The organism is Nocardioides sp. J54, from assembly GCF_000519005.1.
Taxonomy (GTDB): domain Bacteria; phylum Actinomycetota; class Actinomycetes; order Propionibacteriales; family Nocardioidaceae; genus Nocardioides.
In genome coordinates this window covers 1-7,024 of record NZ_JAER01000069.1, presented here as the reverse complement: position 1 = coordinate 7,024, position 7,024 = coordinate 1, and the positions used below count along the sequence as shown (strand labels likewise).

6 protein-coding genes are annotated in these 7,024 nt (G+C 71.3%); 2 read left to right on the top strand and 4 right to left on the bottom strand.

What is annotated here, in order from left to right; genetic code table 11:
- Positions 1–461: 461 nt before the first annotated feature.
- Both NOCJ54_RS0122440 and NOCJ54_RS0122435 read left to right on the top strand, forming a co-directional pair.
- Positions 462–1,517 carry a protein-glutamate methylesterase/protein-glutamine glutaminase gene (locus NOCJ54_RS0122440; protein WP_051486293.1) on the top strand — a complete coding sequence of 352 codons (1,056 nt, stop codon included), beginning with the start codon at positions 462–464 and terminating at the stop codon, positions 1,515–1,517.
- Positions 1,518–1,776: 259 nt separating this feature from the next.
- Positions 1,777–3,558: a hypothetical protein gene (locus NOCJ54_RS0122435; protein ID WP_028657267.1), complete on the top strand. Its 1,782-nt coding sequence runs from the start codon at positions 1,777–1,779 to the stop codon at positions 3,556–3,558.
- A 24-nt stretch (positions 3,559–3,582) separates the two neighbouring features.
- Here the strand turns inward: NOCJ54_RS0122435 and NOCJ54_RS27725 are convergent, their stop codons facing one another.
- From NOCJ54_RS27725 to NOCJ54_RS0122415, 4 genes are all read right to left on the bottom strand, one after another.
- On the bottom strand, positions 3,583–3,939 hold the full coding sequence (locus tag NOCJ54_RS27725; RefSeq protein ID WP_036519426.1) for a hypothetical protein: 357 nt from the start codon (positions 3,937–3,939) through the stop codon (positions 3,583–3,585).
- Positions 3,936–4,328, bottom strand: coding sequence for a flagellar export chaperone FliS (gene fliS, locus NOCJ54_RS0122425; protein ID WP_051486292.1), 393 nt, complete (start codon positions 4,326–4,328; stop codon positions 3,936–3,938). Before fliS ends, NOCJ54_RS27725 begins: the two co-directional genes overlap by 4 nt.
- 10 nt (positions 4,329–4,338) lie before the next feature.
- Positions 4,339–5,670 (bottom strand): flagellar filament capping protein FliD, encoded by a 1,332-nt coding sequence (gene fliD / locus NOCJ54_RS0122420; protein WP_028657265.1) that lies wholly within the window; start codon positions 5,668–5,670, stop codon positions 4,339–4,341.
- A gap of 133 nt (positions 5,671–5,803) precedes the next feature.
- On the bottom strand, positions 5,804–6,610 hold the full coding sequence (locus tag NOCJ54_RS0122415) for a flagellin N-terminal helical domain-containing protein (RefSeq protein ID WP_028657264.1): 807 nt from the start codon (positions 6,608–6,610) through the stop codon (positions 5,804–5,806).
- Positions 6,611–7,024: the final 414 nt, after the last annotated feature.

The following is a 7,024-nucleotide window of genomic DNA, read 5'->3' as shown; positions in this document are numbered from 1 at the left end:
CGGAGGCGAAGGCAGACGGGGCGGTCATGCCCGCCCATTCGGCCGACCGCCCGGCTCCCTGACGAAAACCGGCGTGAAATCGGCCGCACCCCATCGCCCGCGGTGGGAGTGCGGTGCGCGCCCCGGCGCCGTGCGTCCTGGCCGGTGGTTGAGGTGGGAGGCGCTGCGGTGCGGTGCGTCCTGGCCGGTGGTTGAGGTGGGAGGCGCTGCGGTGCGGTGCGTCCTGGCCGGTGGTTGAGGTGGGAGGCGCTGCGGTGCGGTGCGTCTCGGCCGGTGGTTGAGGTGCGAGGCGCCCCGGCGCCGAGCCTCGAAACCTCCGGCCCCGTTGCAGGAGCTGCGGCCACGGTCCGGCTGCCGGCCCGGCCCATCGCTGCCGTCGCTGCGCCCTCGACCCCGGCGATGCGGCGACGTCACACCCCGCTTCTCGTCAGGCCCGTCGGCGACGGGCCGATGGGAGGGGCGTGACGAGGATCAGGGTGCTCGTGGTCGACGACTCGGCGCTGGTGCGACGCCTGGTCGCGACCGCGCTCAAGGGTGCGGACGACATCGAGGTGGTCGCCGCCGCGCGCGACGGCCTCGAGGCGGTCCGCATGGTCGACGACCTGCGTCCCGACGTGGTCACCCTCGACATCGAGATGCCGAACCTCGACGGTCTCGGCGCGCTGACCCGGATCCGCGAGAAGCACCCCCGCCTGCCGGTCATCATGTTCTCCACGCTGACCGAGCGCGGGGCGAGCGCGACGCTCGAGGCGCTGTCCCGTGGAGCCAGCGACTACGTCACGAAGCCCTCCAACACCGGGCAGATCTCCGACGGCATCGTGGCCGTGCGCGACCAGCTGGTGCCGCGGATCCGCGCGCTCGCGGGGATCCGCAAGCTCGCACCGGGCGCCGGCCCCGTCGTCCGCCGGACCCGGCCCGCCTCGGCACCGCGGACGGTCAGCGCCCTGCTCGTCGGCTGCTCGACCGGCGGCCCGGACGCGCTCGCGCACTTCCTGCCGCGGTTGCCCGCCGACTTCCCCGTCCCCGTGCTGGTCGTCCAGCACATGCCGCCGGTGTTCACCGCGATGCTCGCGCAGCGCCTCGACAAGGTGTCGGCACTCGAGGTCCGGGAGGCGGTGGACGGTGACGAGGTGCGGCCCGGCCGGGTCCTCGTCGCGCCCGGCGACCACCACCTCCGCCTGCGCCGTGGCGTCGCCGGCGTGCACGCCGTGCTCGACCAGGGGCCGCAGGAGAACTTCTGCCGTCCCGCCGTCGACGTGCTCTTCCGCTCCGCGCTCGACGTGTACGGCGGCAGCGCGATCGCGACGGTGCTCACCGGCATGGGCCAGGACGGGCTCGCCGGTGCCCGGCAGCTGGCCGCCGCCGGTGCCCGGGTGCTGGTGCAGGACGAGGAGTCGTCGGTGGTGTGGGGGATGCCCGGCGCCGTCGCCGGTGCTGGCCTGGCCGACGACGTGCTGCCCCTCGACGAGATGGCCGACCGGGTCGTCGGCGTCGTGCGCCGCTGCCACGCCGCCTGACGGCCGGACTTGGTGGCCGCTTCCTGGACCTGGTGGCCCCTGCAGCAGTCAACAAGTTCGGGAATCACCACCCAGGCGGTGATTCCCGGCCCCGCCTGACGGACGGACATCTCACGTCCTCACATCCTCCACTTGAGAGGCTTCTCCGGACTCCCGTTGGATGAGGTCGTCTGGCGTACTGGGCTTCTCGCGGGTGGACGGCACTTCCACGGCTTCGGACGCACCACCCGTTCCAAGGTCTGTGGGGAGGCCACTTCTCTTGTCTGCTCATCGCTCTCACCGACGCGCCCGTCGCGTCCTCGCCCAGCTCGGCTCCGGCGGGCTCCTGCTCGCCGGCGTTGCCGTCGTCGCCACGTCGGCGACCTCGCCCGTCGCCAACGCCGCCAACGAGGCCATCTCGACGACGACCAACGTCACCGCGCCCGCGGGCAACGGCTTCTGCGTCCACCCCGACGGCAGCGCCACGCCCGGCGAGGACCCGACGAACTGCAACACCTACGCCAGCCGGCAGGACGTCTGGCTGAGCAACCTGCCGCAGGCGCTCGGCGAGGGGGAGTACTTCCTCGCGGTCAACGTGCCCGGCGCGCAGTCGACACCCAACGACGGCGCGGCCGGACTGCTGTCGACCGACAGCCGTGCCCGCCGGGCGTTCCGGGTGACCGCCTCCGGCGACGTCGAGGCGATCGACCCCGCCGGCCACCTGGTCCACGACAACAAGATCCAGCTCGCCGAGTTCGACGCCTCGCCCAACGGCGTCTACGCGCTGAGCGTGTGTGCGCTGCCGTCGCCCGACCCGGACGCACCGGTGAACGGCAACGACTGCAAGCACGACAACTTCAAGGTCGCCGGCACCACCACGCCCGTCGCCGACCCGCTGACCGTGGTGAAGACCGCGTCCGGGGCGTTCACCCGGACCTACGGCTGGGACATCACGAAGGTCGCGACCCCGACCGAGCTGAGCGGTGTCTCGGGCTCGGTGACCGCTGACTACGAGGTCACCGTCTCGCACGACGGGGGCTCCTTCTCCGACGTGGCGGTGACGGGCACCATCACGGTGGACAACCCCAACGACGCGGCTGTCGTCGCGGACCTCACCGACACCTTCTCCGACGGCTCGGTCACCTGCCAGGTGACCGGCGGCGGTGAGGACGTCTCCTTCGGCGCGGGCGCGACGGTGCTGCCGTACACGTGCGACCTGCCCGACGCGGCCCCGGCCGCCGACCTGACCAACACGGTCGACGTCACCTGGGACGTGCAGGTCGTCGGCGACGCCGTGCTCGATGCCGGGTCGGCCAGCGACACCACCGACGCGATCGCCTTCACCGAGACCACCGTCGACGACTGCGTCGGCGTCGACGACACCATGGAGGGTGACCTCGGCGGCGTGTGTGTCGGCGACGCGAACCCGACGGTCTTCCCCTACTCCGTCGACTTCGACCTCGAGCCGGGTTGCCGCGACTACCCGAACACCGCGACGTTCACCACCGACGACAGCGGTACGACGGGCAGCGCCTCGGCGACCGTCCGGGTCTGCCAGACCCCGCTCGAGACCGGCGGCCACACGATCGGCTTCTGGCAGAACAAGAACGGCCAGGGCCTGATCAACCCCAAGGGCTCGCCCACCAACGTCGAGTGCGCGGTGACCGACGTCCTGCGCGCCTACGCACCCTTCAAGGACCTCGCGGACGGCTCGTCGTGCGCCAAGGTCGCGGCCTGGGTCACGGACGTCATCAAGAAGGCCAAGGGCTCGAACATGGTCACCATGCTCAAGGCGCAGATGCTCGCGACGGTGCTCAGCGGGCACTACTTCAACCCGGCCCTCGCGGGCCTGGAGGTCGACCTGACGCACGTCGGCGGCAAGGACGTCAGCGCCTCGTTCGGCGGCGCGTCCAGCATGACCGTCGGCGAGGCTCTCGCCTACGCCGCCAGCCAGTCGAACGTCGGCGGCACCAGCTGGTACGGCGGCAACAAGTCCCTGCAGACCGGTGCGAAGGACCTCTTCGACGCCATCAACAACAGCTCGGGGATCTACGCACCGTGAGGCCGACCCGCCTGGGCCGGGCGCTCAGGCGGTGACGTCGAGGTAGACCGGGTGTGCGGGCGTGCTGGTCGCGCCCGCCGCCCGGTCTGCCCACCGCCGCTGCTGGTTCTTGTCGACCAGCAGGGCGGGGATCGCTGCCATCAGCTGCTGCTGACGGGCCAGCAGCTGGCGGGCCCGGGGCACGAACTCGTCCGGGATCGGACCCAGGTCGGTCGGCGGCTGCCACGGCAGCTCCTCGACGCCGGCCTTGCCGCGGATCAGCTGCTCGGCGCGGTCGGCGTGCTCCTCGAGCCGGTCGAGGGCCTCGCGCCAGGAGACCGGGCGGCGCGGCGCCACCGGGTCGTGGCCGGGCAGCGGGGCGGGAGCGTGCGCGGTGCTCACTGGACCGCCGCCGCCATCGCGGCCTCGCGCCACGTCTCGCACAGCTGCCGGGACAGGGCCAGCGCCTCGTCCGCCTTGGTGCTGCTGCGGCGCACGTTCGCCTCGACGAGGCAGCCGCGCAGGTACTGGTAGAGCGACGCGAGCTGCTGGCCGGCCGGCATCCGGTCGACGTCGAGGCTCGACTCGAGCTCCATCACGATGTCCTGGGCGTGCACCAGGTGCTGGTGGGCACCGGCCCAGTCGCCGGCCTGCTGGGCCGCGACCGCACGCTCGCCGTCGAGGACGAGGCGCTCGACGAGCATCACCAGGAGGCGGGCCGGGGAGGCGGTGGCGACGGCGTTCTGGCGGTAGGCGTCGTGGGCGCCGTGCACCGATCGGGTGGCGTACATGGTCAGGTCCTCACTGGGTGGATGCGGACAGGGCGTCGAGCTGGCTGGTGAGCCACGCGGACTGGCTGCCGAGCTGGGACAGGACGGTCTCCAGGGCGGTGTACTGGCGCTCCAGCGTCTGGCGCCGCAGCTCGAGGCGGGCGTCCCACGCCTCGATGCTCTTGTTCAGCCGGGTGATCGTGGAGCTGTGGCTGTTGATCGCGTTGCTGATCGCGCCGTCGTACTTGTCGCTGGCGGTCTTCGCCACCTGCTCGACGCGCGACGCGAAGCCGCCTGCCCCGGTGAAGGCCGCCGCGACGGCGGCCGGGTCTGCGGCGTAGGCCTCGGCGAACTTCGCCTCGTCGAAGACGAGCTTGCCGTAGCGGTCGGTCTGCAGGCCGAAGGCGGCCATCGAGGTGCCGTCGTTCGGGAAGACCGCGTTCTGCAGGGCACTGGCAACCCGGCGGATGGTGGCGTCGCCCTTGAGGACGCCGGCGCCGTCCTTGGAGTTCAGGGTCAGCGACTGCATCTGGGTGAGCAGCGAGTTCACCTGCTCCACGAAGGACTTCACGGCGCCCGACGTGCCCTCCGCGTCGCGGGCCAGGGTGACGTCGGCGGCGCCGGTGGCGCCCGCAGCCAGCGTGATGGTGACGCCCGGTACGACGTCGGTGAAGGTGTTGGTGCGGGAGGTGGCAGTGATGCCGCCGACCTCGACCACGGCGTCCTGGCCGGCGCGGACGGTCGCGCCGCCCAGCAGCGGCGAGCCGCCGAGGTCGGTGAGCTCGAAGGCCTGGTCGGCGCCGCTGGTGGTCGACTCGACCATCAGCCGGTACTGGTCCACGCCGCCGCTGGTGCCGGTGCGCACGAGCGTGGCACGGACGCCTGCGTCTGCGGCGTTGATCGCCGTGGCGAGCTCCTGCAGCGTCCCGTTGGCGGTGTCGACCTGCAGGTCCGGCTCGCCGGCGCGCTTCAGCAGCACGCTGGTCCCGGTGCCGGTGACCTGGTCACCCTTTGCGTGGGCGTCGGTGAACGACAGCCGGTGCGTGAGCGCGGTCTGGGTGACGGTGACGTCGAAGCCGCCCGGCGTCGCGCTGGTGGTGGCGGTGACGGTGACGCCGGGGTTGGAGGAGGTGGTCCTGAGCGTGGACCAGACGGTGCCCTTGGTGCCGAGGTCGCCGGCGGCGGTGACGAGCGACTGCAGCGACGTGTTCAGCTTCTGCAGCGCGGAGACCTTGCCCTGCTCCGTGGCGACCTGGGTCTTCAGCTTGCTCTGCGACATGGCCTCGAGGGTCATCAGCTGGTTGATGATGCCTGCCGTGTCGAGGCCGCTGGCGAGTCCGCCGATGCTGCTGGTGCCTGCCATGGGGGTCCTCCGCGGTGGTGCTCTGGGGGAGCAGGGGCTGGGTCGTCGTCCCGGCCGGAACCGGGTGGGAAAAGCGCGAGTGCCGGTGGGCCGGTCGGCCCACCGGCACTCGTCAGGTGCTGATGCTGCGGGATCAGCCGCGGAGCAGCTGCAGCACGCCGTTGGGCGCCGAGTTCGCCTGGGCGAGCATCGCGGTGCCGGCCTGCGACAGGATCTGCGAACGGGTGAGGTTCATCATCTCCTGGGCCATGTCGGTGTCGCGGATGCGCGACTCCGAGGCGGACAGGTTCTCGATCGCCACGTTCACGTTGTTGATCGTGTGCTCGAACCGGTTCTGGATCGCACCGAGCTCGGCACGCTGGGCGGAGACCTCGTTGATCGCGGCCTGCAGCGTGTTGCTGTCGTCGATGTCGATCGCGGCCATCGCGGTGCCGGCGGTGAAGTCGGCGAGTGCGGTGGCGGAGATGTCGATCGTGTCGCCCGAGTCGTAGCCGGTCTGGAAGGTCAGCGCGGTGTCGGCGAACAGGGCGACACCGTTGAACTTGGTGTTGTCCTTGATCCGGGTGATCTCGGTCTCGAGCTGCGTGAACTCGTCGACCAGGGCCTGCTCGGCGTCCGAGCCGGTCTCGACCGTGCCGCTCGCCTTCTGGACCGCGAGGTCGTTCATGCGCTGCAGCATGGAGTGGACCTCGGTGAGCGCACCCTCAGCGGTCTGCGCGACCGAGACGCCGTCCTGGGCGTTGCGGACGGCGACCTTGAGGCCACCGACCTGCGCGCGGAGGCCCTCGGAGATGGCCAGGCCCGCGGCGTCGTCCGCGGCCCGGTTGATCCGGAAGCCCGACGACAGCTTCTCCATCGACTTCGAGAGCTGGTTCTGCGTCACCGACAGGTTGCGGTACGCGTTGGTCGCCTCGATGTTCTGGTTGATGCGAAGACCCATGATGTTTCCCTCCTGGAATCAGGTCATTTGTTCTTCCGGGTGACCGTCCGTGGTCTCCCGTCGCGGTGAGGATCGGTCCCGCCACCGCTGGCTTGAGGGGTTTTCCCGAACTCTTTGCCGACAGCCCGCGCCCGGCTCATGTAAGGAGCTCCGGCGGTTGATCACCGTCGCGGGTCCCGGGATGGTGAGTGTCCCGGCTGGTCCGGTGAGTGGCGTCGTGACGGGCTCTGGGGTGTCGGCCTGCGGGTCGGTGGCCCCGTTCGGCTGATTGCCATCGCTGGTCTGGCCACGGGTGCCCCGGATGAGGGAAGTGGACCGGCCCAGCGAGGTCGGGTCCGGTTTCAGCGCATGAGTGGGAGCCGTCGTCAGATCGCTCGCCTGCTCTTGGGACCGTGGCCGTGGAGGTACGTCGTT

Coding starts and splice junctions, on each gene's coding strand:
- NOCJ54_RS0122415 (WP_028657264.1), bottom strand. CDS start 6,610: ATGGGTCTTCGCATCAACCAGAACATCGAGGCGACCAACGCGTACCGC.
- fliD (WP_028657265.1), bottom strand. CDS start 5,670: ATGGCAGGCACCAGCAGCATCGGCGGACTCGCCAGCGGCCTCGACACG.
- fliS (WP_051486292.1), bottom strand. CDS start 4,328: ATGTACGCCACCCGATCGGTGCACGGCGCCCACGACGCCTACCGCCAG.